This window comes from Phyllobacterium sp. P5_D12 (assembly GCF_054049495.1).
Genome location: NZ_JBFUMG010000004.1, coordinates 1 through 22,132, shown reverse-complemented (window position 1 = coordinate 22,132; position 22,132 = coordinate 1). Strand labels below are relative to the sequence as shown.

At 56.9% G+C, this 22,132-nt stretch carries 22 protein-coding genes; 7 read left to right on the top strand and 15 right to left on the bottom strand.

Annotation, left to right across the window (positions count from 1 at the left end; translation table 11 throughout):
• The first annotated feature begins 9 nt into the window (after window positions 1-9).
• Window positions 10-459: a PTS sugar transporter subunit IIA gene (locus ACXJ5O_RS00755; protein WP_457298207.1), complete on the top strand. Its 450-nt coding sequence runs from the start codon at window positions 10-12 to the stop codon at window positions 457-459.
• 3 nt (window positions 460-462) lie between these two features.
• Here ACXJ5O_RS00755 and ACXJ5O_RS00750 read toward each other — a convergent pair whose 3' ends face one another.
• From ACXJ5O_RS00750 to ACXJ5O_RS00735, 4 genes are all read right to left on the bottom strand, one after another.
• A complete protein-coding gene (locus tag ACXJ5O_RS00750; RefSeq protein ID WP_457298206.1) occupies window positions 463-726 on the bottom strand; it encodes a hypothetical protein in 264 nt (87 codons plus the stop codon).
• 68 nt (window positions 727-794) lie between these two features.
• The gene (gene dapA / locus ACXJ5O_RS00745; protein WP_457298205.1) at window positions 795-1,775 is read right to left on the bottom strand and encodes a 4-hydroxy-tetrahydrodipicolinate synthase; all 981 of its coding nucleotides are present in this window, start codon (window positions 1,773-1,775) and stop codon (window positions 795-797) included.
• Between the two features lie 397 nt (window positions 1,776-2,172).
• Window positions 2,173-3,615, bottom strand: a complete 1,443-nt coding sequence (locus ACXJ5O_RS00740) for a TRAP transporter large permease (RefSeq protein WP_457298204.1) — start codon at window positions 3,613-3,615, stop codon at window positions 2,173-2,175.
• Window positions 3,612-4,220: a TRAP transporter small permease subunit gene (locus tag ACXJ5O_RS00735; protein ID WP_457298203.1), complete on the bottom strand. Its 609-nt coding sequence runs from the start codon at window positions 4,218-4,220 to the stop codon at window positions 3,612-3,614. Before ACXJ5O_RS00735 ends, ACXJ5O_RS00740 begins: the two co-directional genes overlap by 4 nt.
• 217 nt (window positions 4,221-4,437) lie before the next feature.
• Here ACXJ5O_RS00735 and ACXJ5O_RS00730 point away from each other — a divergent pair, with 217 nt between their 5' ends.
• Complete coding sequence (locus tag ACXJ5O_RS00730) at window positions 4,438-4,932, top strand: GFA family protein (protein WP_457298202.1); 495 nt, start codon at window positions 4,438-4,440, stop codon at window positions 4,930-4,932.
• Window positions 4,933-4,934: 2 nt separating this feature from the next.
• On the top strand, window positions 4,935-5,771 hold the full coding sequence (locus ACXJ5O_RS00725; RefSeq protein WP_457298201.1) for an aldo/keto reductase: 837 nt from the start codon (window positions 4,935-4,937) through the stop codon (window positions 5,769-5,771).
• Here ACXJ5O_RS00725 and ACXJ5O_RS00720 read toward each other — a convergent pair.
• Together ACXJ5O_RS00720 and ACXJ5O_RS00715 are read right to left on the bottom strand one after the other, a co-directional pair.
• Entirely contained in the window at window positions 5,768-7,561 is a 1,794-nt protein-coding gene (locus tag ACXJ5O_RS00720; protein WP_457298200.1) for a chloride channel protein, read from the bottom strand. The genes ACXJ5O_RS00725 and ACXJ5O_RS00720 overlap by 4 nt on opposite strands.
• 143 nt (window positions 7,562-7,704) lie before the next feature.
• On the bottom strand, window positions 7,705-8,505 hold the full coding sequence (locus tag ACXJ5O_RS00715; protein ID WP_457298199.1) for an SDR family NAD(P)-dependent oxidoreductase: 801 nt from the start codon (window positions 8,503-8,505) through the stop codon (window positions 7,705-7,707).
• Between the two features lie 106 nt (window positions 8,506-8,611).
• On the opposite strand from ACXJ5O_RS00715, the gene ACXJ5O_RS00710 reads away from it, so the two are divergent.
• On the top strand, window positions 8,612-9,556 hold the full coding sequence (locus tag ACXJ5O_RS00710) for a GlxA family transcriptional regulator (RefSeq protein ID WP_457298198.1): 945 nt from the start codon (window positions 8,612-8,614) through the stop codon (window positions 9,554-9,556).
• Here the strand turns inward: ACXJ5O_RS00710 and ACXJ5O_RS00705 are convergent.
• The 9 genes from ACXJ5O_RS00705 to ACXJ5O_RS00665 form a co-directional block, all read right to left on the bottom strand.
• Window positions 9,546-10,799 (bottom strand): Zn-dependent hydrolase, encoded by a 1,254-nt coding sequence (locus tag ACXJ5O_RS00705; protein WP_457298220.1) that lies wholly within the window; start codon window positions 10,797-10,799, stop codon window positions 9,546-9,548. The genes ACXJ5O_RS00710 and ACXJ5O_RS00705 overlap by 11 nt on opposite strands.
• A gap of 11 nt (window positions 10,800-10,810) precedes the next feature.
• A complete protein-coding gene (locus ACXJ5O_RS00700) occupies window positions 10,811-11,581 on the bottom strand; it encodes a glutamine amidotransferase (RefSeq protein WP_457298197.1) in 771 nt (256 codons plus the stop codon).
• 30 nt (window positions 11,582-11,611) lie between these two features.
• Window positions 11,612-12,703, bottom strand: a complete 1,092-nt coding sequence (locus tag ACXJ5O_RS00695) for a phosphotriesterase family protein (RefSeq protein ID WP_457298196.1) — start codon at window positions 12,701-12,703, stop codon at window positions 11,612-11,614.
• Window positions 12,704-13,732, bottom strand: a complete 1,029-nt coding sequence (locus ACXJ5O_RS00690; protein WP_457298195.1) for an ABC transporter permease — start codon at window positions 13,730-13,732, stop codon at window positions 12,704-12,706.
• On the bottom strand, window positions 13,729-14,532 hold the full coding sequence (locus ACXJ5O_RS00685; protein WP_457298194.1) for an ATP-binding cassette domain-containing protein: 804 nt from the start codon (window positions 14,530-14,532) through the stop codon (window positions 13,729-13,731). The genes ACXJ5O_RS00690 and ACXJ5O_RS00685 overlap by 4 nt, the downstream gene beginning before the upstream one ends.
• Before the next feature lie 73 nt (window positions 14,533-14,605).
• Window positions 14,606-15,544 carry an ABC transporter substrate-binding protein gene (locus ACXJ5O_RS00680; RefSeq protein ID WP_457298193.1) on the bottom strand — a complete coding sequence of 313 codons (939 nt, stop codon included), beginning with the start codon at window positions 15,542-15,544 and terminating at the stop codon, window positions 14,606-14,608.
• A 155-nt stretch (window positions 15,545-15,699) separates the two neighbouring features.
• Window positions 15,700-16,308, bottom strand: coding sequence for a cupin domain-containing protein (locus ACXJ5O_RS00675; RefSeq protein WP_457298192.1), 609 nt, complete (start codon window positions 16,306-16,308; stop codon window positions 15,700-15,702).
• Window positions 16,309-16,421: 113 nt separating this feature from the next.
• Window positions 16,422-17,312 (bottom strand): MBL fold metallo-hydrolase, encoded by an 891-nt coding sequence (locus tag ACXJ5O_RS00670; protein WP_457298191.1) that lies wholly within the window; start codon window positions 17,310-17,312, stop codon window positions 16,422-16,424.
• An 80-nt stretch (window positions 17,313-17,392) separates the two neighbouring features.
• Window positions 17,393-18,271, bottom strand: a complete 879-nt coding sequence (locus ACXJ5O_RS00665; protein WP_457298190.1) for a DMT family transporter — start codon at window positions 18,269-18,271, stop codon at window positions 17,393-17,395.
• A gap of 302 nt (window positions 18,272-18,573) precedes the next feature.
• On the opposite strand from ACXJ5O_RS00665, the gene ACXJ5O_RS00660 reads away from it, so the two are divergent.
• The 3 genes from ACXJ5O_RS00660 to ACXJ5O_RS00650 form a co-directional block, all read left to right on the top strand.
• A complete protein-coding gene (locus ACXJ5O_RS00660) occupies window positions 18,574-19,950 on the top strand; it encodes a c-type cytochrome (protein ID WP_457298189.1) in 1,377 nt (458 codons plus the stop codon).
• On the top strand, window positions 19,947-20,444 hold the full coding sequence (locus tag ACXJ5O_RS00655; protein ID WP_457298188.1) for a (2Fe-2S)-binding protein: 498 nt from the start codon (window positions 19,947-19,949) through the stop codon (window positions 20,442-20,444). Before ACXJ5O_RS00660 ends, ACXJ5O_RS00655 begins: the two co-directional genes overlap by 4 nt.
• Window positions 20,444-22,132 (top strand): molybdopterin cofactor-binding domain-containing protein (locus tag ACXJ5O_RS00650; protein ID WP_457298187.1); only part of this gene is annotated, 1,689 nt, incomplete at its 3' end. The genes ACXJ5O_RS00655 and ACXJ5O_RS00650, both read left to right, overlap by 1 nt.

The window sequence follows — 22,132 nt, the reverse complement described above, 5'->3', positions numbered from 1 at the left end:
AGAATTGTCATGAAATTAGCCGACTATATAAAGCCGGAAAATGTAATCTCGAATCTTGATGTGTCATCCAAGACGCAGGCGCTGCAGGCGATGTCTGCCAGCGCAAGTAAACTTGCGGCTATTCCAGCCGACACGATTCTGGGTGCGCTGCTAAAGCGGGAAAAGCTGGGGTCGACCGGCGTAGGACAGAGTGTTGCCCTTCCGCATACGCGTATCGCCGGCGTTGGCCGACCTGTCGCGATGGTTGCTCGATTGAAGCAGCCCATCGACTTCGAATCGATCGATGGCAAGCCGGTGGATATTGTCTTCCTGTTACTGACGCCGGACGAGGAACCCAACAAGCATCTCAATGTGTTGGCGTGTTTTTCCAGGAAGCTGCGCGCGCCCGGTGTTCTTGATCAAATGAGAGCGGCGAAAGACGCAGCGTCGCTCTACTCGTGTTTTATAGACGAACTCTAGCGCTCAGGCGCGTTTACGGTAGGACCGGTCGGACAGGTCCTGCCAGGGATCGGCGAGGAGGCAATCATCGTCCTCGGCGCACCAGACCGCACCCGGCTGGTGCTCGCTTTGCGCAACGGCAAAATGTACGGCCGATTGCTTGTCCGCAAAAAGACCGCCGACCAGACGCTGCCTGTCACAGACGATCCAGCAGCCTTCGATGTTGCGGCCGACAAGAAAGCGGCAACAATTATTCGAGTTATCGTGATTTTTTGCAGCATGTGCCATGATTTCTCACTTTCAGCTTCAGGCTTGGTGGCCTGAAGCGATTGATTTTGTTGAATTGCGTATTCCTACTAGACCCGCCAGACGGGCGGGGCGGTCTGAGCGTCGGAAGCTGTCTCGACTTGCTTGAAGATCGCGCTGGCGCCATCGTCTGTCCCGCCAAGCTGATCCAGAGCCGATCTGATCTCGCCCGCTGTCTCGACAGACACGGGGACAAGCGGCAGGCGAACTTCGTCACTCATGCCACGGCGATGCTTGAGTGCATACTTTACCGGGCATGGATTTGTATCGAGGTCAAAAGCCTTGAAGACTGGCTGCACTCTTTGCTGAATGTATCTGGCGGTCGCCCAGTCACCGGCTTTGCACGCATCGCGCAGAGCGACGAAAACGTGCGGCAGCACGTTGGCAATGACCGAGATCATCCCGTCGCCACCCAGCAGATTGAATGCATAGGCCGTCTCATCGTAACCGGACAGCAGTATGAAGCGGTCATGGAATATCGTGCGAATATATTCGACGCGCTTGACCTCTCCAGTCGCGTCTTTGATGCCCACGATCGCAGGAATTTGGGCAAGCCGGTCGAGGGTGTGCATAGTGAGGTCCACACCCGTACGCGACGGCACATTGTAGATGATGATCGGCAGGTTGGTACTCTGCGCAATCGCCTCGAAGTGACGCACGATGCCTTCCTGGCTCGGCCTGTTGTAGTAGGGAGTGACAATGAGGGCAGCGTCGGCGCCGCAGGACTGGGCCGCGGACGTGTGGGCAATCGTCAGCTCGGTGCTGTTGGTGCCTGTACCGGCAATGACCGGCACGCGCCCGCGTGAAGTTCGTACACAGGTTCTGATAATCTTCAGTCGCTCATCCCACGCAAGGGTAGGGGCTTCGCCAGTGGTCCCGCAGGGGGCGAGGGCATCGATGCCGCATTGTATATGCCACTCCGACAAGGTGCCGAGTGCATCATAATCGATTACGCCGTTCTTGAAGGGCGTGACGAGCGCAGTCATCACGCCCTTCAATCGTGAAGGGTCGTCTTTGCTGTTCGTAGTCATGGATTTCCTCTTATTACGATCTATCTGCAGATCAGCCCCGCACGCCAGAAAACTGCCGACGGGGTGCACCCGCTTCATTCAGAGAGAGACACTGAGTGCGACGCCGAGTCTCAAACCGGCGGCCCCTGCCAATAGAGCGGTGAGCACCAGCAGCATTATTAGCTTCTGGCTGTGCTTCGCAGTAAGGTTCGTTTGTTTAGTCTGATCTAATTCTACAGTATTCATTGAGATGKTCATTTCCATGCACTCCAATGATTTGGGTACACAAAAGAAATACCATGACCGCCGATATGAATTCCATTGCGGGTTCAGAGTAAAGATATCAAGAAGTTATAAGGCTCGAATAAATCCTGACTCTGGCTCGGCCGGCTGATGCCGGCCGACGTTTCGGAGCCAATCACTTGAACGACGGCGGCTGCCCAAGATCGAATGACGGCGGATTGCCAAGGTCGTTGCCTGGAGCGGATGGCAAATTCAGCTGGATATTCTGCAGGTCGACCGCGGGCGTCGAATCAAGGAAATAGGTAACCATCCCCGGAAAGGCGATGAGCAGACCTACAAGGATCAGCTGCAGAACCAGCCATGGGATTGCACCCATGTAGATGTCGCTGGTCTTGATCGCTTTTGGCGCGATGCCCCTGAGATAAAACAGGGCAAAGCCGAAGGGCGGGTGCATGAAACTCGTCTGCATATTGGCGCAGATCATGACACCGAACCAGATGAGGTCGATTCCGAGTGCGCTTGCCGCGGGCGCGAGCAGTGGAATGACGATGAAGGCGATTTCGAAAAAATCGAGGAAGAAGGCGAGGATAAATATGAAGATATTCACGAAGATAAGAAAGCCGACGACGCCGCCAGGCAGCGAGGTCAGCATGGTTTCGATCCAGTGACCGCCGCCGACGCCCTGAAACACCAGACTGAACACGCGCGCGCCGAGCAGAATGAATACAACCATGGCGGTCAGGCGCATCGTCATATCCATCGCCTGATAAACCAGCTTCCAGGTCAGGCGCCGGTTCAGCCACGCAATGAACATGGCGCCGACAACCCCCATCGCACCGGCTTCCGTGGGCGTGGCAAGGCCCATGAAGATCGTGCCGAGCACGATGAAGATGAGAGCAAGCGAGGGGATCATGCCGCGAGCGCAGCGTGCCAGCAGCGGCCAGCCACGGAGGGTACGCGCTTCAGGTGGAAGCGCGGGAACGTGATCCGGCCTGATGATGCTGAGAACGAACACCCAGCCCGCGAACAGCAGGACCTGAACAATGCTCGCTCCGGTCGCGCCGATATACATATCACCCGGCGACTTGCCGAGCTGATCGGCAAGGACGATGAGCACAAGCGACGGCGGAATAAGTTGGGTGATCGTGCCGGAAGCCGCGATGACGCCGGTGGCGTGGCGGATGTTGTAGCCGTATTTCGCCATCACCGGCAGCGAAATGAGCCCCATTGCGATCACCGAGGCGGCGACGGTTCCCGTGATTGCGCCGAGAATGGCGCCGACCAGGATGACCGCGTAGGAAAGGCCGCCGCGAACGCCACCGAACAGCTGTCCGAACCCTTCAAGCAGGTCTTCGGCGAGGCCGCACCGTTCAAGGATGACGCCCATGAACGTAAAAAACGGGATGGCCAACAGCAGTTCGTTGGAGAGGACCGAAAACATCTGGTAGGTGAGATTACCGAGGAAATCCGGGCTGATTTCACCCATTTCGATGCCAATAAAGCCGAAGAAAAGCCCGACTGCGGCGAGGGAAAATGCTGCGGGATAGCCGATCACCATAAAGATGATCAGCCCGAAGAACATCAACGGGGCAAGATTGTCAGCAAAGAATGTCATCATTGAACGGGTTTCTCGTAGGCAAATTCACGAACATAATCAGTGGTGAGGGCGAGATAGCATTTGATGAGTTCTGAAATGCCCTGCAGCCCTACCAGTGCGAAACMCACGGGCAGGCTCAACTTGACGGGCCAGAGCGGAAGACCGCCTGAGTTGGACGATCCTTCATTGGTTACCCATGACAGGACGAACCAGGGCCATGTGAAATAAATCATCAGGCAACATATCGGCAGCAGAAAAAACAGACCGCCAAGCAAATCGATCCACGTCCTCGTCCTTTCGCTGACCGAGCCATAGACAAGGTCGACGCGAACGTGCTCGTTCAATTTCAACGTCCAGGCACCGCCGAGCATGACCATGCCGGCGAAGAGATACCATTGCAGTTCGGAAAGCGAATTGGAGTTGCGGCCATAGACAGCCAGAATACCGCGGAACAGGCCGCCAACCCCGACATTGTGGTCCAGCCAGATCATCGTGCCGATGCTGTAACGCAGGAGCGCATTGAAGGCGCAAACCAGCGATGCAAACAGGACAAAATAGATCGCGACAATCGCTATGCGACGATTGAATTCATCGATCCAACCCGTGATGGMCAGCCATCGTGACATACAGTGTCCCCTCCCATTCACACCTTTCTGGCAAGTCGGCACCTCTTGTTCGAGTGTTTTGCCGGTCTTGCGGGTTGACAGAGTTAACCCAAGGAATCGAACGTTGCAATGGCGCAGCTTTCATCAATTTCACCGAATGAAAGCAGGTGCCGGCGATCCGGAGCCTTCACTTCCTGATGCAATTGCGCAATCATCGGGACCGTAAGGAGGAATATCAATGGCGGACGATTCTGACCTCTTGAGCGGTCTGAYCGGTGGTTGCGTCTGCGGCCATGTGCGCTACCGCCTGGAAACGACGCCGATCATTGTCCACGGCTGCCACTGCCGTTATTGCCAGCGGATGTCGGGCTCGGCTTTCGCGATCAACGCCATGATCGAGGCGGACCGCATTATACTCACCGGCGAGGGCAAGCCCGACGCGATTCACACAGTATCGGCATTGCCGGCCGGCCAGATGATCCATCGCTGCCCGCGCTGTTCCGTACCGCTATGGGCCAATCACTCCCAGCTTGGTGAGACTTTCGCGCTCGTCTACGTCGGCACGCTGGATGATGCCGCCAAGCTATCTCCCGACATTCATTGTTTCACGACGACCAAGCATCCATGGATCGCGTTGCCAACGGGCGTTCCGGCCTTCGAAGGCAATTACGATGCGGAACAGGTCTGGAGCGCTGAAGCCAAAGCGCGTTTCACAACAGCGATGCAGGGTTAGATATGATGAAGCAGACGGCTCTTCCCTCAGGTGAGTTGGTTCCGGTGCTCGGTCAGGGAACATGGTTCATGGGCGAGGACAGACGGCAGTTCTATCAGGAAGCGGATGCATTGCGGCTTGGCCTCGATCTCGGCATGAGCCTGATCGATACGGCGGAAATGTATGGCAATGGCGGGGCAGAGGAAGTGGTCGCCGAAGCCATCGAACACAGGCGCGACGAAGTGTTTCTCGTAAGCAAAGTCTTACCATCTAATGCATCACGAAGGGGTACCAGGCTCGCCTGCGAACGCAGCCTCAAGCGACTGAAATGCGAAACGATCGACCTTTATCTCCTTCACTGGCGCGGTGGCTACGCACTTGAAGAAACGGTGGCCGGATTCGAAGACCTGATCAAGGCCGGGAAGATTCGGCATTGGGGTGTCAGCAATTTCGACACGGAAGATATGGAAGAGCTTCAGGTGGTTGATGGCGGCACGGCTGTCTCGACCAACCAGGTGCTCTATAATCTCAGCCGGCGCAGCGTCGAATTTGAGCTATTGCCCTGGTGCCAGGCGCACAAGATGCCGATAATGGCCTATTCGCCGATCGAGCAGGGGCGGATGCTCAATCATCCGGCACTCGCGCGTATTGCCAAGGAGTGCGGGGCAACTCCGGCCGCGGTAGCGTTGGCCTTCGTTCTTAGCCACGACGGTGTCATCGCCATTCCAAAATCGAGTGCTTCCAAGCATATACGGGAGAATCGCCGCGCAGTCGATATTAAGCTGACGGCGGATCAACTCGCTGTTCTGGATGAAGCTTTCCCGCCACCGCGACGAAAACGACCGCTTGAGATGCTCTAGATTTCTCCGGAAACATCGCGCCGCTGTCTGTCCAGTTCTTCGCTGTAGCGGCGGAGAGTATGGCTTTCAGTGAGCAGACCGATGACGCGGCGCTCGACAAGATCGTTGACGACAGCCAGTTCTTCGCTTTCTGCCTTGTCAAAAATAGCAGCAGCCTGTTTGGCGTTCATCTGTGGTTGCAGGAAGTCGTTCTTGTACTTGATCAGGCCGACGATCGATTGGCCTTCGTCGGAGCTTTCGGTCACGCCCGAATGTGCCTCCGGTACCAGAACCATGCCGGCATACTTGTTGTTGTCGTCAACAATGATCACGCGCTGGGTTGAACCAAGCGGGAAATCACGGCGGAACTCATCGATACTCAGATTGGACGGTGCTGTACGGACATCGACGCGCATGAGCTTGGCCACGGTCAGATTGCGGATCCAGCCTACATCATGCGCACTTCTGATGCTTTCGCCTCTCAGGTGGAAACGCCAGGTAGCGAAGGAATAGCCGAACAGATTGCGTACAGTGAGGGAGGCGGTAATCACCGCCGCAAGAACCAATACCGTTATCGGAAAGTCCCCTGTGATCTCGAGGGCGAGGAACGTCATGGTCATGGGTCCGCCGATGACCGAAACGGCCAGGGCACTCATGCCGACAACGGCGTATATTACGGGTGTCAACGTGGCATGGGCGAAGACGTAGGGTGCCGAATAGGCAAAGAGCTTGCCCAATAATGCGCCCATGAACAGCGAGCCGAAAAACAGGCCGCCGCGGAAACCGGAACCGATGGAAATCGCCGAGGCAAACGCCTTGAGCAGTAGGACGCCAATCAAAGCCGCAATCGGAGTTGTGTTATCGAGATTGAGGTGCAACGCGCCATGACCGCCGGAAAGAACCTGAGGTGAAATCAGCGCCAAAAGGCCGATGAGGACGCCACCAAACAATGGGCGGATCGGTCCCGGAATAAAGCTCTTTCGCGCAATCTGCTCGATAAACGCAACCCCCTTCATGAGAAGGATGCCGGCCAGCGCGCAGAAGATACCGAGAAGCAGAGCCGGAATATAATCTGCGGGGACCACTGTGCCAAAACTGCCGATATCGATGATGAAATTATTGCCGGCGAGCATCCGCGCGATGATTGTTGCAGCGAGTGCTGAAACGACGACGGGCGCCAGACTAAGGATCGTATAGGAACCGATGATCAGCTCGAAGGCGTAAAATGAACCCGTCAGCGGGGCATTGAACGCAGCCGCAATTGCGCCGGCTGCGCCACAACCGACGAGGATGCGCAGGTCGGAACGACGCAATTGCAGGGAGAGGCCGATCTTCGAAGCAAGGCCCGATGCGAGCTGGGTGTAGCCAGCTTCGAGACCAACCGATGCTCCGAAACCGTTGGAGATGAGGTTTTGAGCAGCAATGATGAGACTGTCATTGAGTGAAAGACGTCCGCCATGCAGCGCGTTTGCCTCGATAGGGTCGACCATGGGTCTTTTCCGGTAACGGTTGAGAATGAGCAGCAGCAATCCCAAAATGGCGCCGCCCGTCACCGGTGCGACGAGCAAGAGAACGTAGTCATTCGCCATGATCGACGAGAGCCGCTCGCCTTCGTTCAACCCGAAAATTAACTCGTGCATCTGCTGCGCGATGAAGCTCATGGCGGTGACGATGAAGCCTGACACGATGCCGACAGCGGCCGCCGCAAGAACGAGGCCAAGTTCGGTGCTGCGGGCAAATGCCCTCAGACGACTTGGTGCAAGAAATATGGAGAATACGCCTAATCGGCGTAGTGCCAGTTTGCGAGACATTATCGGCCCGGAGAGTTGGTTTGATGATAAGAAAGTGGACAGGTCGACAGGCGGATATACGCTTATTGTGTCAATGCGTTGGCACGATTCGTAGCTTTTTTCAGATTATGGCGCGCGCGAGCTCTGCGCGCGCCATCACTTCTTTAGTGACTCAGCAGACGAGCAGCCGGCCTGCTGTGTGACAGGTTGGGACCGAGCGCCTGACGCGCCGCCTCGAAGGTGTTCCAGTCGGCCGCATCCGGAAGAGCGGGGATGGTGACAAGTTCCCCCTGGTCGAGGCCGGCTAGAGAGGCATCAACCATGTCTTCCGCCGACATGACGATGCTTGCAGGAAGATTGCTGATGGGCACACCTGCAACATCCCAGAATTCCGTGCTGGTAGCGCCTGGAAGAACGGCCTGAACGCGAATGCCTTTGTCAGCAAGTTCATGATGTAGCGATTGACTGAACGCCAGCACGAAAGCCTTGGTACCACCGTAGACCCCGTTCAGGAGTTCAGGGGAAATGGCCGCGATCGAGGAGATATTGATGATTGTGCCGCTACCGCGTTCGACAAGCTGCGGTGCGACAGCCTTCGTAAGTCGGCTCAGCGACACGACGTTCAGCATGATCATCGCATCCATCTTGGCCGGATCGGACTGCAGCAGCGGTGCAGTGGCGCCGACACCGGCATTATTGACAAGCGTCGTTATGCTCGCGTCGGTACGCAGGATGTCTTCAATGCTCGTTATGCCTTCCTCACTGCCGAGATCCGCAGCGACGACCTCGACTGTACGCCCGGTTTCCGTCGTCAGGCGGGATGCCAGAGCGTCAAGTCTTTCACGGTTGCGCGCAACCAGGATGAGGTCATAGCCACGCTTGGCAAGCCGGTCCGCATAGACGGCGCCGATGCCAGAGGATGCGCCGGTGATAAGGGCGGTGCCCTGGGGTAATGTGCTGGTCATGTATCTGCTCCGTATGTTCGGGATAATTCCCTTCGATGGAGAGACTTTACATCTCGGCCATTATGTCTTAAATGTCATATATACCACCTTTTAGGACATTCTCTCGATGCGTCACATTGGAATTATCCTGTTTCCTGGATTTCAGGTTCTCAATCTGGCCGCTACAACAGTGTTCGAGTTTGCCAATCTGGCTCTGGATGAGCCTTACTATGAAATAAGCCTGTTGTCGGAAGGGGGCGGGCCAACCGCGTCTTCGGCTGGATTTTCTGTCAGCACCGATCCTTTTAGTGATGCTCCATTCGATACGGTGCTGGTCGTGGGTAATAATGACGTCGAGCCGGTGTCGTCAGGTCTGATCAATTTCTTGCGCGAAGTCGCACCGCGATCACGCCGCATCGGCTCGGCCTGCACCGGCGCGTTCATCCTTGCCGAGGCTGGGCTCCTGGACGGGCGGCGCGCGACTACCCACTGGTTCCATGCCCGGAATTTCCAGCGGATGTTTCCCAACGTGAAGATGGAGGAAGATCGCATCTTCATCATCGACGGGCCGGTCTGGACATCGGCCGGCATGACCTCCTGTATCGATCTGGCTTTGGCGCTGGTGGAAAAGGATCTGGGGACTGAGATAGCCAAGTCAGTTGCCCGAAAGCTTGTCGTCTATCATCGCCGGGCGGGTGGCCAATCGCAGTATTCGGCGCTGCTCGAACTTGATCCGAAGTCTGACCGAATCCAAAAGAGTCTCGTCTATGCCAGGGCAAACCTGCACAAGGAGCTATCCGTAGAGCAACTCGCGGAAGTCGTGCATCTGAGCCCACGCCAGTTCAGCAGGGCGTTTCAGGCGGAAACGGGTCAATCACCTGCCAAGGCCATCGAGAACCTGCGCGTGGAGGCGGCGCGCTTGATGATTGAAAACGGGCGCATCCCGATCGATACGATCGCCCGCGATGTCGGCTTCGGCGATCGTGAACGCATGCGTCGCGCGTTTTTGCGGGCATTCGGGCAGCCGCCGCGATACATGCAGCGGAACGCTCGGATAGCGGCTATTTCATAGCCATCTGAAGCGCAGTCAGGGTCGATTCCAGCAAAACCTGTGCGCCCAGTATGGAGTGTTCGGGCTCGACGAATTCCGCTTCATTGTGGCTGAGGCCATCGCGGCAGGGCACGAAGATCATGGCAGCATCGGTGACGCGTGCGAGAAAAAGCGCATCGTGGAACGCGCCCGATAGCATTGGCTTCGAGGCGACACCGAGACGCGTTGCCGCGCGATCGACAGCTTGTAATAGCAGGGGAGAAAATTGCGCCGGCGGCATGTCGAACGTTCGGCGGATGATTGCTGCACAGCCGAACGCAGCCGCCTTTTCTTCACAGGTTACGCGAACATGATCCTCCAGCCGTGCCAGTTCGGCAGCGTCCGGATGGCGCAGGTCGACGCTGAAAGACACCTTGCCGGGAATGGCGTTGATTGACGCCGGCTCTAACGATATGCGGCCGATGGTCAATCGGGCCCGCTCATCATTGGGCATGACGGAATTGTAAAGTTCCTGCAGCGCTTCGGTGACCGCCACCAGCGGGTCTTTGCGGAACGAGAGTTGTGTGGTCCCGGCATGGGCGGTCTGGCCCGTGACCACGACCTCGAGCCAGCGTGTGCCCTGAATGGCATGGACGATACCGATCGGGATGTTCTCGCGCTCAAGCGACGGACCCTGTTCGATGTGCAGTTCAAGATAGCCGGACAGCGGGCTTCCCAGCGGGCGCTTGATCGCTTGCGGAAGAGCGTCGAGCGTTGCCGCAAGTTCCTCACCCAATACCTTGCCGTCTGGAGAATGGGCGGAATACCATTCACCCGGAATTGTACCCGAGGCAAAGGCCATCGATCCCATGCAACCCGGAGCGTATTGGCTGCCTTCCTCGTTGGTCCAGGCGACCACCTCCACGGCTCTGGGTGTCTGGATATTGGCATCCTCCAGGGATTCGAGCACTTCGAAGGCTGACAACGTACCAAGCGCGCCGTCGAAGCGGCCGCCCATAGGCTGGCTGTCGAGATGACTGCCGATCAGGAAGGGCGGAAGGTCGTTGGAAAGCCCAGGCCGGTGGATGAACAAATTGGCCATCGGATCCTGGAAAACGCCAAAGCCGCGCTCTAAAGCCAGATTTGCAAGTTTAGCCCGAGCGCTCCGATCTTCGGGAGACAGCGCCTGACGGTTGACGCCTCCGGCCGGGGTTGCGCCAATAGCAGCGAAGTCATCCAGTCTCTGAAGGAGACGCTCTCCGTTGATCTTGCCCCCCGTGTTCATCGCGATTTGGGTCAATCTTTTGCAATCGCCCAGGCAAGCATCTGTTCGAACAGCGTCTTATAGCCCTTCCACGCTATAAAATCCGAAGGGAGCCAGTGCGGACCGACATCGGAGGTCCAGGCGAGCGTGCGGCCTTTACCGTAGGTGCCCGTGACCAGAAGGGGCTGTGAGCCGTAGTCGGTCGATACAGTTGCAAGGACTTCCGCGCCGTCCTTGACCGTCACCTCGTTGTAACCGAGCAGGATCGGCCAGTCCTTGCCGAGCCCCTGCAAAATGGGATGGCCGCCAGAGCCGGTTACAACAGGGGTGAACCCTTCGGGCACCTCAACGCGATCATCGACAGAAAGGCAAGTAACGGGCAGGACCTCTTCAACTGCCGTTTTGTGATAGCGCGCACCGCCATTGATGCCCTGGAAACTGTAGTAACCTCCAAACATCAGCAGCGCACCACCATTGCGAACATAGTCGCGCAGCAGGCGAAGGCGGTTCGGCGTAGTCTTCGAGTGAATCCACGTATCTGGATGCAGGAGCAGTGTATTGGCGCCGATATCGGAGAGAATGATCGCCTCATATTCGGACAGCGCTTCAATCGTCTGAGGGAAATCGCGCTGCGCTTCGTGCGCCGGCATGAATTTCACGTCGAAGTCGCTGGTCTTCAGCGCCTTCAGTAATTCGTCGGCGCCGGTGTGGTAAGTGACGGTCGGGAACTGGTCGAAACCCTTGATATGGGTTGCGGTGGAAACCCACGACTCGCCGGCGAGAAGAACTTTGTGTTTGGACATGAAAACTCCTTGAATACCAAAACGCAGCGATCAAGCCGCAGCGGAAAATACGGATCTGGGGTTGTCTGTGAGCATGCGCTCGATGGTTCCGGCGTCGACGCCGTGGCGCTTGAGGCGTGGCACAAAGTGCTTGAGAATATAGCCGTAACCGAAGCCGCCATAGCGTGTCAGCATCATCTTCAGGAATACGTCCTGAGAAAGCAGAACGCGGTCGCCAAAACCCATATCGACGAGTGAGCGAATGGCACGGGCGTTCTGTTCGTCGGATGGTGATTGAGCATCTTGATCGGCGTAGTAATAATCCATGCCGATCATATCGTATTCGAGGAACGCCCCGCGCTTGGCGAGCCCGGCCTGGTAGGGCAGATCCTCGTGACTGGGGTTCATATGGCAAAGTATCGTGTGGCGAAGATCGGCGCCTTCTCCTTCGACGATGTCCAGCACTTCGTTGGCGAGACGCTCCCAACCCGGCAGATGGATCGATAGCGGAACGCCTGTCATACGCGACGCGCGGGCGGAGGCACGCAGCGACTTGCGCTCTTCGGATGTGAAGTCCTTGCTGACGCCAACTTCACCGATGATACCCGCCATGATTTCGGGTTGCGTATCGCCGCCGCCCACATCGTTGACGAGAAATTCGGTGACCGCATCGACATCCATCTCCTTAAGCCATTCTGGATGGGTGTGTTGCAAGTAGAAGCCGGAGCCCATGATAATCTTCAGACTGGCCATGCGGGAGATGCGCCGCAACTTCACCGGATCGCGGCCGATGCCGATGTTGGTGGGATCGACGACGGTGTGGCCACCGAGCGCCTGAAAGCGCTTGAGTTCAGACAGGGCAAGATCCGTATCGTCCAAAGAAACGTTGTCGCGATTCATGTATGGATTCATGCGCAATTCGCCGATGATCTCGATCGATACCGGTTGATCTGCGATTGCCAATTCGTCGGGATGGCATGGGCATTTCCACGTTGTCGCTCCATCCAGCAGAATATGCTCATGCATGAGGGTAACGCCCATTTCGGCGACAAGCAGCGGCCCCTGAACGGTCATCACCGTTCCAGACTCGATCCCGATCGGTGCCCGTCCACGTTCATTACTCTGAAAGTCGAGAACAGTCATTCATCTGCTCCGGATCGCGCCGCGAAACAGCCGGAAGTTAAGCCAGATCGCAACCAAAATGATCGTGCCGGTAACGATGGGCGTGAGAAATGGTGACATATGCGCAAGGATGAGGCCGTTGCCGATGACCGCGACGGTCAAGGCTCCAAGCACAGTACCGATCAGGGTTCCCCGGCCACCGAAGAGGCTGGTGCCGCCAAGCACGACGGCGGCAATCACTTCCAGCTCAAACCCTTGTCCGGCATTGGATGAACCAGAGCCGAGGCGGGCGGCGAGGATGATACCAGCAGCTGCCGCTGCCGTGCTCGAGAGGACATAAACCATCAATGTTGTCAGCCGCGTATCGACACCGGCGCGGCGTACAGCCTCGGCGTTCGCACCAATGCCGGTCACGTAGCGGCCGAAGCGGGTTTCGTTGAAGACGAGGTACGCGACGACAAGCACGACGAGGGCAATCAGCGCGGGGACCGGCACACCGAGAAACCAGGCGCGGCCGATCACCGTGAACGGGCTTGTTGCTTCGACGGGGATGGAATAACCGCCAGTGATAAGCAGAGCTATGCCGCGGATGACAGACAGCCCCGCCAGCGTGACGATGAAGGCGGGTATGCGCTCATAGGCGATGAAGAAGCCTTGGATTGCACCAATGGCAGCGCCGAGCAGCAGCATGGCGATGATGACCAGTGGCCAAGGAAGGCCGGCCTGCAATGTCACCGCCGACAGGGTGGCGACGAGTGCGAGTACGGAACCGACCGACAGGTCGATACCCCCCGTGGTGATGACGAATGTCATGGCGGCGGCCACGATTAGCAATGGTGCCGATTGCCTGACGATGTTGAGAAGATTGGGTGCGGTTAGAAAGGCGTCGGTGATGCCGGAGAACAACAGGCACACGACCAGAAAGAAAATGGCTATCGAAACAACGCTGCCGTTGGCCATGAAACGATCGTGCAGCGTGCTTTTTCGTACGCGCGTTTGAGCGGCGGCTGGATGCAGCGCATCGTTGTTTGAAGTCGATGGATTGCTCATGGCCGTGCTCCATTGTCTTCGCTGCGGCGCGCCGAACGAGCCTGGAATTTGCGGCCAACGATGAGGTTCACGACGTCTTCGATACTGGTGTCTTCAATGCGCCTTTCGGCGACATTGCGGCCCTCATACATAACCTGGATGCGGTCGCAGACCAGGAACAGATCCTGCAGCCGGTGGGTGATCAGGATTACGCTGACGCCGCGGGCGCTGACAGCACGAATAAGATCAAGAACTGCCTCAACCTCCGCCACAGCTAGCGCCGCCGTTGGTTCGTCCATAATGAGAACGGAAGGTTCGAAGGAGGCCGCGCGACCGATGGCGATGGATTGACGCTGGCCACCGGAAAGATTTTCAACCTTCAAACCCGTGTCGGCAATGACGATGCCAAGCCGGTCAAGCATGGCGCGAGCTTCATCGTGCATCCGCTTTTTGTCGAGAAACGGTACACCTAATATCCGGCGTCTCGGTTCTCTTCCAAGAAATATATTACCTGCCACGTCGACGGTATCGCACAGGGAAAGGTCCTGATAGACCATCTCCACATGCTCAGATCGTGCATCGGCGGGCGAGGAAAAAGACACCGTCTTGCCGTCGATCTCGATAGTTCCTGCGTCCGGTATGACTGCTCCGGACAAAACCTTGCTCAGGGTCGATTTGCCAGCGCCATTGTCGCCGACGAGACCGAGCACTTCACCGGGCTTGAGGCTCAACGATACATTGTCGAGTGTCTGGATCGTATTGTACCGCTTGGATATGCCGGTCATGCGGACCCGGTAAGTTTCACTGCCAATATCGTTCATCGCAATACCATTGGGTTAAAATCACGACAGGATTGGGCGCGGCATGTGCGGCCGCGCCCTTGCAGCACTTGTTCTACTTGAACATGCCGCGGAACTGGTCGACGTTTTCCTTCGTAACAATTGTTACCGGCACATTGATGATGGGCTCGATTTTTTCGCCCTTCTTCAGCTTGGTCAATGCCTCGATGGCAGCCTTGCCCTCGCCAGCAGGATCCTGCTGGACAACAGCTGTGACCCAGCCGGCATCGATGCCTTCAACGGCCTGCTTGGTCAGGTCCCAACCGAAGACCTTAACGTCCCCCGTGCGGCCCTGGCTCGTAACGGCTGATACGGCACCGACCAGAGCCGGCTCACCTGTAGCGTAGAGCGTCGTCATGTCCGGATTGGCGGTCATCAGATTTTCGGCGGCAGTCAGAGCCACATCCTGTACGTTCTGGCCATCGACTGTATCAAGGAAGGTGATCTTCTGGCCACTGTCCGCGACAGCTTTCTTGAAGCCGTCCAGACGCTGGTTCTGAATGAAGGAATTGAGAGCGCCAATCACGCCGATCTTGGCCGTTCCCGACAAGTTGGACTTGACGTAGTCAGCATAGAACTTGCCGATATCTTCGCCCGCCTTGGTGTTGTCGACACCGACGAAGGCGACATTGTCCCCATCGGGGATCTGCGCATCGATGGCGATGACCGGGATGCCGGCAGCTTTGGCAGCAGTGATTGCAGGCTTGACGCCGTTCACATCGATCGCAACCAGGATAATGCCGTCGACCTTCTGGGTGATGTAATTCTCCATGGCGTCATTCTGGGCGCTTGGAACATTGTTGGCGTTGAAGATAACCAGTTTGGCGCCGGCCGCATCAGCGGCCTTCTGCGCACCTTCGTTGATCTGGTTGAAGAAAAGTGCCTGCTGGTTGATCGTGACCAGCGCAAAGGTATCGGCCCAGGCGGACGAGCCAACGACAAGAGACATGGCGACGGCTGCAGCACAGCCCGAAAGTATTTTGGTAAGACGCATCCCGATTCCCCTTTTATTTGATGGAACGCCCATGTGAGGGCTTTGCTTAAAAACTGAACGCGAGGGCATAATTCAAGAGACTTGAATGCATGTCAAGTAGTTTGAACGTACATTGGAGCAAGTTAAATCAAATGCTGGACAGGCCGCCGCTGTGCCTAGAAAGTCGGCGGCGTATTGACCCAGAAGATACTTGCACGCTTGCTGCCCGTGTTCCGGTAGGAATGGGGCAGATCGGAATTGAAAACGAATGCGTCGCCTTCTTTGAGCTCAAACTGTTTGTCACCGACGGTGAGTTCGACTTCGCCAGCGAGGATGTAGCCCACTTCTTCGCCTGCGTGCTGGATCGGCCCGGCGCTTGCTCCGTCCTTTTCGATATGATGGATGTTGCATTGGAGCAGGTGCCCAGGCGAATAGGGAATGACGCGCTCCAGCGAGATGCCTTCACCGCGCCGCAGAGGATCAAGCGCGATCAGTGGCCTTGCGCCCGCGCGAAAGACGATACCTTCCTCGCCGTCCGACTCTTCGAACATCCAGCCAATATTGGTTTCGAGAACCTGGACCAGTCGGTGCAGCATCGGAAGGGAAGGCGATGCCTTGCCATTCTCGATTTTTGACAACAGGCTTTCTGAACAGTTGGCGGCTTCGGAGAGGGCCTTCAGTGTGAGGCCGCGTGTCTGCCGTGCCAGTTTCAGCCGGATGCCAAGCCGGGCCGGATTGGTCTCAGTGATACCGTTGGGCTGTTTTTCGAGTTCAATCTTGTTCATGCCTTGCCTGACCTGTCATGCTGGTCATTAGGTTGTGAATTCGTAAATCTGGTCAGCAGATTTAGAGTACACGACCTCGCATACCTTGGCGCTCATGACCTGACAATGCAAGGTCAATCCCATTTCGTGTCGCCGAGTGCATTCAGGGGTATTTTCAGAAAGCGTTCGCCGTTCGCTTCTGGTTCAGGCAGCCGTCCACCATTGATGTTGACCTGCAGGGCTGCCAGAATAAGTCTGGGCATGGGCAGGGTCTTGTCGCGGGCTTGTCTCATTGCCACGAACTCTGCTTGAGAATTGCATTGGGAGACGTGGATATTGTGGCGCTTCTGGTCGCCCACAGTGCTTTCCCACAGAGGTTCACGCCCCCCTGGTTGATAGTCGTGACCGACAAAGACCCTGGTCTCGTCCGGGAGCGCAAGAATCGCTTCAATGGACTGCCATAGATGCTCGGCGCTCCCTCCGGGAAAGTCACAGCGGGCGGTTCCGCCGTCCGGCATGAACATTGTATCGTGAATGAAGGCGGAATCGCCAATGACATAGGTGATCGATGCAAGTGTATGGCCCGGAGAAAACATCACGGTCCCGGTAAGCATCCCGATGTTGAAACTGTCTCCGGCGTTGAATAGGCAGTCCCATTGCGATCCGTCGGCGGGAAAATCCGGCCAGTTATAGAATTGCTTCCACAAGGCCTGAACCTCGAGGACATGGCCGCCGATTGCGGTCGTTGCGCCCGTTCTAGTTCGCAGGTAATCGGCTGCCGAAAAATGGTCGGCATGCGGGTGGGTCTCCAGTATCCACTCGACCTTCAGGGCATTGGCGTCAACGAACTCGAGTATTCGGTCGGCGTTGACGGTTGCAGTCGCGCCTGACTTTTCGTCGAAATCCAGAACCGAATCGATAATTGCACAATGCCGGGTCACGGGATCAGCAACGACGTATTGGACGGAATTCGTTCGTTTGTCGAAGAATGCTTGAACATCCGGTTTTATGGCGGCTTCCAACATTTTCGCGCGTCCCCCGAACTCGAACCCGACATGATTCTCGCCGCTTTCGGTTCCGCTTGTCAATCAGCGTAAAGATTGGGTCACGATACATTATTCTGCTGAACCAGGCGCCGCGCTTTGGCTTTTCGCACATGCACGATCACCGCCGCGAAAACGATCGATCCACCAAATACTATACTCCTGCTTGGGACCTCGTTGAACACGAGCCAGACCCAGAATGGCGCCAAGGGGGCATCGAGGGAACCGATCAGCGCAGTTTCGATCGGCGGAAGGAGCTTGGCTCCAAGTGTAAAGAGGGCAAGGCCCACGGCAGAAACCAGTATGCCGAAAAGCGCAATGAGCATCAGATCATGGGCCGTCACGCCAAGCGGATCGCCGAGTGGCCAGCAGACGAGGGAACTGAATAGAGCCGACAGACAGGCCGCTGGCATGACAGAAACATCCGGCGAACGGCGGACGATGATCATCAGCACCGCCATACACAGTGTCATGCCAAAGGCGAGAGCATCGCCGAAGAAAGTGCCTTCGATGCTGAAACCAACCATAAGCGATACCCCGATCGCAGCAGCGATGCTGGCGAGAATGGCGCTCCAGGTCGATCTTTCGCCGAGAACGAACCAGCCAAGAATTGCGGCCACAAACGGGATGGTGGCATAGATGACAGCGACATGCGCTACGGTGGTTTCCTTCAAGGCACTGATGAAAAACACCATGCCGAGCGCGGAAATGCCAATGAAAAGCCAGCCAGCCCGACCCATGTCGCGGAAGCTTGCCCAGAACCGACCATGCTCGGTAAAGGCCATCACCGTTGCAATGCCGAGCGAACCGAAAATCCCGCGCCATGCGAGAATGGTCCAATTGTCCTGCGGGATGACGCGCGTGAACAAACCCGCAAGGCTCCATGCAATTGCCGAGCCGGTCACGAAAATCAGTCCCAGTTGATAAGCCGATGGCCGCATGATCGCCTTGACGGTTCGAGGATCGGATGCACGCGTGATCTAGCGCTGCTGATGCGCGAGATGGCAAGGCTACGAAGGCCAAAATTGAGATGCTACTGACATGGTGATGTCAGTTGTTGCGTAAGAAACGGCTTATGTAGTTTGTATAACGATCACACAAACTTGATTGCATTGCGCTCCGGCTTAATTGACCCAAGTTGTTGATATATCTAACATTGGATTCGTTCTAAGTTCTCGCCAACTTTCGCACGCGCCGAGTATGCCGGCCCCGATGGTTGGACGTTTGATTCCAAGGATTGCCTGTGAAATTCGGTCGTTTTCTTACCGGTCTTGGAGCCCTGATCGTTGTCGGTGTAGCGGGCGCTTTTGTTTACGCCTGGAAGCCGGAAATTGCTCCAATCAAACCACCAGAACGTGCATCCTTCGATCAGGCCCTGATTGAGCGTGGGGCGAAACTCGCTGCTGTCGGCAATTGCACGGCTTGCCATACCAATCCCGGCGGAAAATCCTTTGCCGGCGGGCTGACCATTCCAACACCCTTCGGGACGATATATTCCAGCAACATCACACCCGATCTGGAGACCGGTATAGGAACATGGTCGGAGGCAGCTTTTCAGCGGGCCATGCGCGATGGGGTCGGACGCAAGGGCGAGCATCTCTATCCCGCGTTCCCGTATGATCACTTCACCAATGTCTCGGATGACGACAACCGTGCCCTGTATGCTTTCCTGATGACACGTCAGCCGGTGAAGGCCACGCCACCGCCGAACGAGCTGCCTTTCCCCTTGAACGTGCGTCTGGTTCTGGCTGGCTGGAAGATGCTGTTCTTCAGGGAGGGGGCCTATCAGGCCGATGCAGGCCAAAGCGAGGAATGGAACCGTGGTGCCTATCTGGTCAATGGCCTGGGCCATTGTGGTGCGTGCCATACACCGCGCAACGCGCTTGGTGCCGAAAAAGCTGCGCTGCACCTTGCCGGCGGCGAAGCCGAGGGTTGGAGCGCTTTCGCGCTCGATGGCTCATCGCCCGCGCCTGTGGTTTGGGACGAGGATAGCCTCTACACCTATTTGCGGCAGGGCTGGCATCCGGATCACGGCGTCGCTAATGGCCCCATGAGTGAAGTTACCGGAAATCTTGGACTGCTGCCGGACAACGATATTCATGCAATGGCGACTTACATCGCATCGATCATGGGCGAACCTTCGGCGGAGCGTCGCGCAAAGTCGAACAAACTCCTGCAAGAGGTAAAATCGGGCCCGATCACGTCTGCGATAAGCAACGATCAATCGGCGTCAGGCGGCAAAGGGGCTGCGATCTATGAGGCTGCCTGCGCCGCTTGCCATGAAAACGGCCGGCCACAGCCTTTCGGCGGACTTGATCTGCGGCTGAGCTCCACAGTGCATGCACCAGACGCGCAAAACGCCATCAACATGGTGCTCTACGGTCTTCCAGCAGCAAGTGGCCGCACGAGCGCTATCATGCCAGGATTCGCCGATGTGCTGACAAACGATCAGCTGAACGATCTGCTTGGCTATCTGCGCCAACATTTTACTGACCAGGCCGCGTGGGCCGATGTTGTTCAGCGTGCAGCCGATACCAGAACCGGTAAATACCATGTCAGCGTCCGTCCCTCAGACGGGATCGAGCGCGGCCCCAGCAATATAGGAGCGGAGGATCAGTGATGAAACTCAACGTCAATGGCAGCACGCGCGAAGTGGATGCCGATCCCGCGACGCCGCTGCTCTATGTCTTGCGCAACGACCTCGAACTCAACGCTGCCAAGTTCGGTTGTGGACTGGGGCAATGCGGTGCCTGCACCGTGATGGTGGATGGGAAGGCAATTTTCTCCTGCCTGACACCGATCCTCTTGCTTGAGGGACGGGAGATCAAGACTGTGGAAGGCCTCGGAACCATCGATAGTCCTGGCCCGATGCAGCAGGCGTTTATCGAGGAACAGGCTGCGCAATGCGGCTACTGCATTCCGGGTATGATGATGCGCGCCCAGGCATTGTTGCAATCCAAGCCCGATGCGAGCGATACAGAAATCCAGACCACGCTTGAACCCAATTTGTGCCGTTGCGGAACGCATATGCGTATTCTCAAAGCCGTAAAACGGGCGCGCGAATTGATGAAAACAGCGGCCATGACACCTGCAAGCGGCGAAAGGAAAGTCTGATGAACGCTCCTCGCTTACCGAATGTTACGCGCCGCCATCTGTTGTTGGGTACCGGGGCGCTGGTTGTAAGTTTTTCATTGAGAGATCACGCTTTTGCCCAGGAAGGCGAACTCAATATACCGGCGAAAGCGCCAGAACCGGTAGCGGCTGCCCCTAAACTGCCTGGAAGTCTGGCCGATACGCCTTCCCTGGATGCATGGATCCGCATCGATGCGGATAGCTCCGTCACAGTATACACCGGTAAGGCAGAACTCGGGCAGGGAACCAAAACCTCGCTGCGTCAGATCGCGGCGGAAGAACTCGAAGTGCCACCTGCGTCGATAAATCTGATCACTGCTGATACGGCAATTACCCCGGACGAGGGCTTCACCGCTGGCAGCCAGACGGTCCAGAACAGTGGCACGGCAATCCGCAATGCCGCAGCGCAGGTGCGCGAGATCCTGATCCAGCAGGCGAGCGGCAAGTTGCAAGTTCCGGGTGATCAACTCAAGGCGCAAAATGGTCGTATTGTCGGACCTGATGGCAAGTCGATCGGATATGGCGAAGTGGTCATGACCGATATGCTGCATGTGGACGCGCAGCCGAAGTCAAAGCTCAAGTCCCCGGACGCTTATGAATATATTGGCAAGCCGTTCGCGCGTGTGGATATCCCGGCCAAGGTTACCGGCGGTCCGGCATATGTACAGGATATGCGGCTGCCGGGGATGTTGCATGGCCGCGTTGTCCGCCCGCCCAGCTGGTTCGCGACGCTGAAGGATATCGATACCGCCTCCATCAAGGCGATGCCGGGTGTGGTTGCTGTTATTCGCGATGGCAATTTTCTCGCGGTGGCTACGGAGAAGGAGTTTCAGGCCGTACAAGCCATGCGGGCTCTGACGGGCCTTGCCGAGTGGGAAGAAAAGCCTCGCTTGCCGAACGAGCAGGATCTACCCGCCGTTCTGCAAAAGAGCGAAAGCGAGCAGGGCGTTGTCGCTGAGGCCGGCGGTGATTTTACTGGCGGCGTAAAGACATTCAGCGCTCAGTTCATGCGGCCATACCAGATGCATGCATCGATCGGACCTTCTTGCTCCGTGGCACATCTCGACAATGGCACGATGACAGTGTGGACCCATACCCAGGGTGTTTATCCGGACCGCAAGGCTATTGCGCAAATGCTCGGCATGCCGCTGGACAAGGTACGTTGCATCCATACGGAAGGATCAGGCTGCTATGGACACAACGGCGCCGACGATGCAGCCGGCGACGCGGCATTGATTGCGCGAGCGCTTCCAGGCCGTCCTGTCAAAGTACAGTGGATGCGCGACCAGGAGCATCTATGGGAGCCCTATGGTCCGGCAATGCTGACCAAGGTCAGCGCATCGCTCGATGCATCAGGCAAGATCGTCAATTGGAAATATGACCTCTGGAGCAACACCCACTCGGCAAGGCCGGGCAGCGCGGGCGCACTGCTACCCGGACAACTGATGGCATCGGGCTATCCGCCGGACAAACCCGTCATGAGCATCACGCCGCTTGGCAATGGCGATCGCAACGCCATACCGCTTTATTCCATCCCCAATATGCGCGTGCTTTGGCACTTCGTCGCCGATATGCCAGTGCGGGTTTCTTCGCTGCGCGGACTGGGCGCCTATGCAAATGTCTTTTCGATTGAAAGTTTCATGGATCAACTGGCGAAGGAAGCAGAAGCC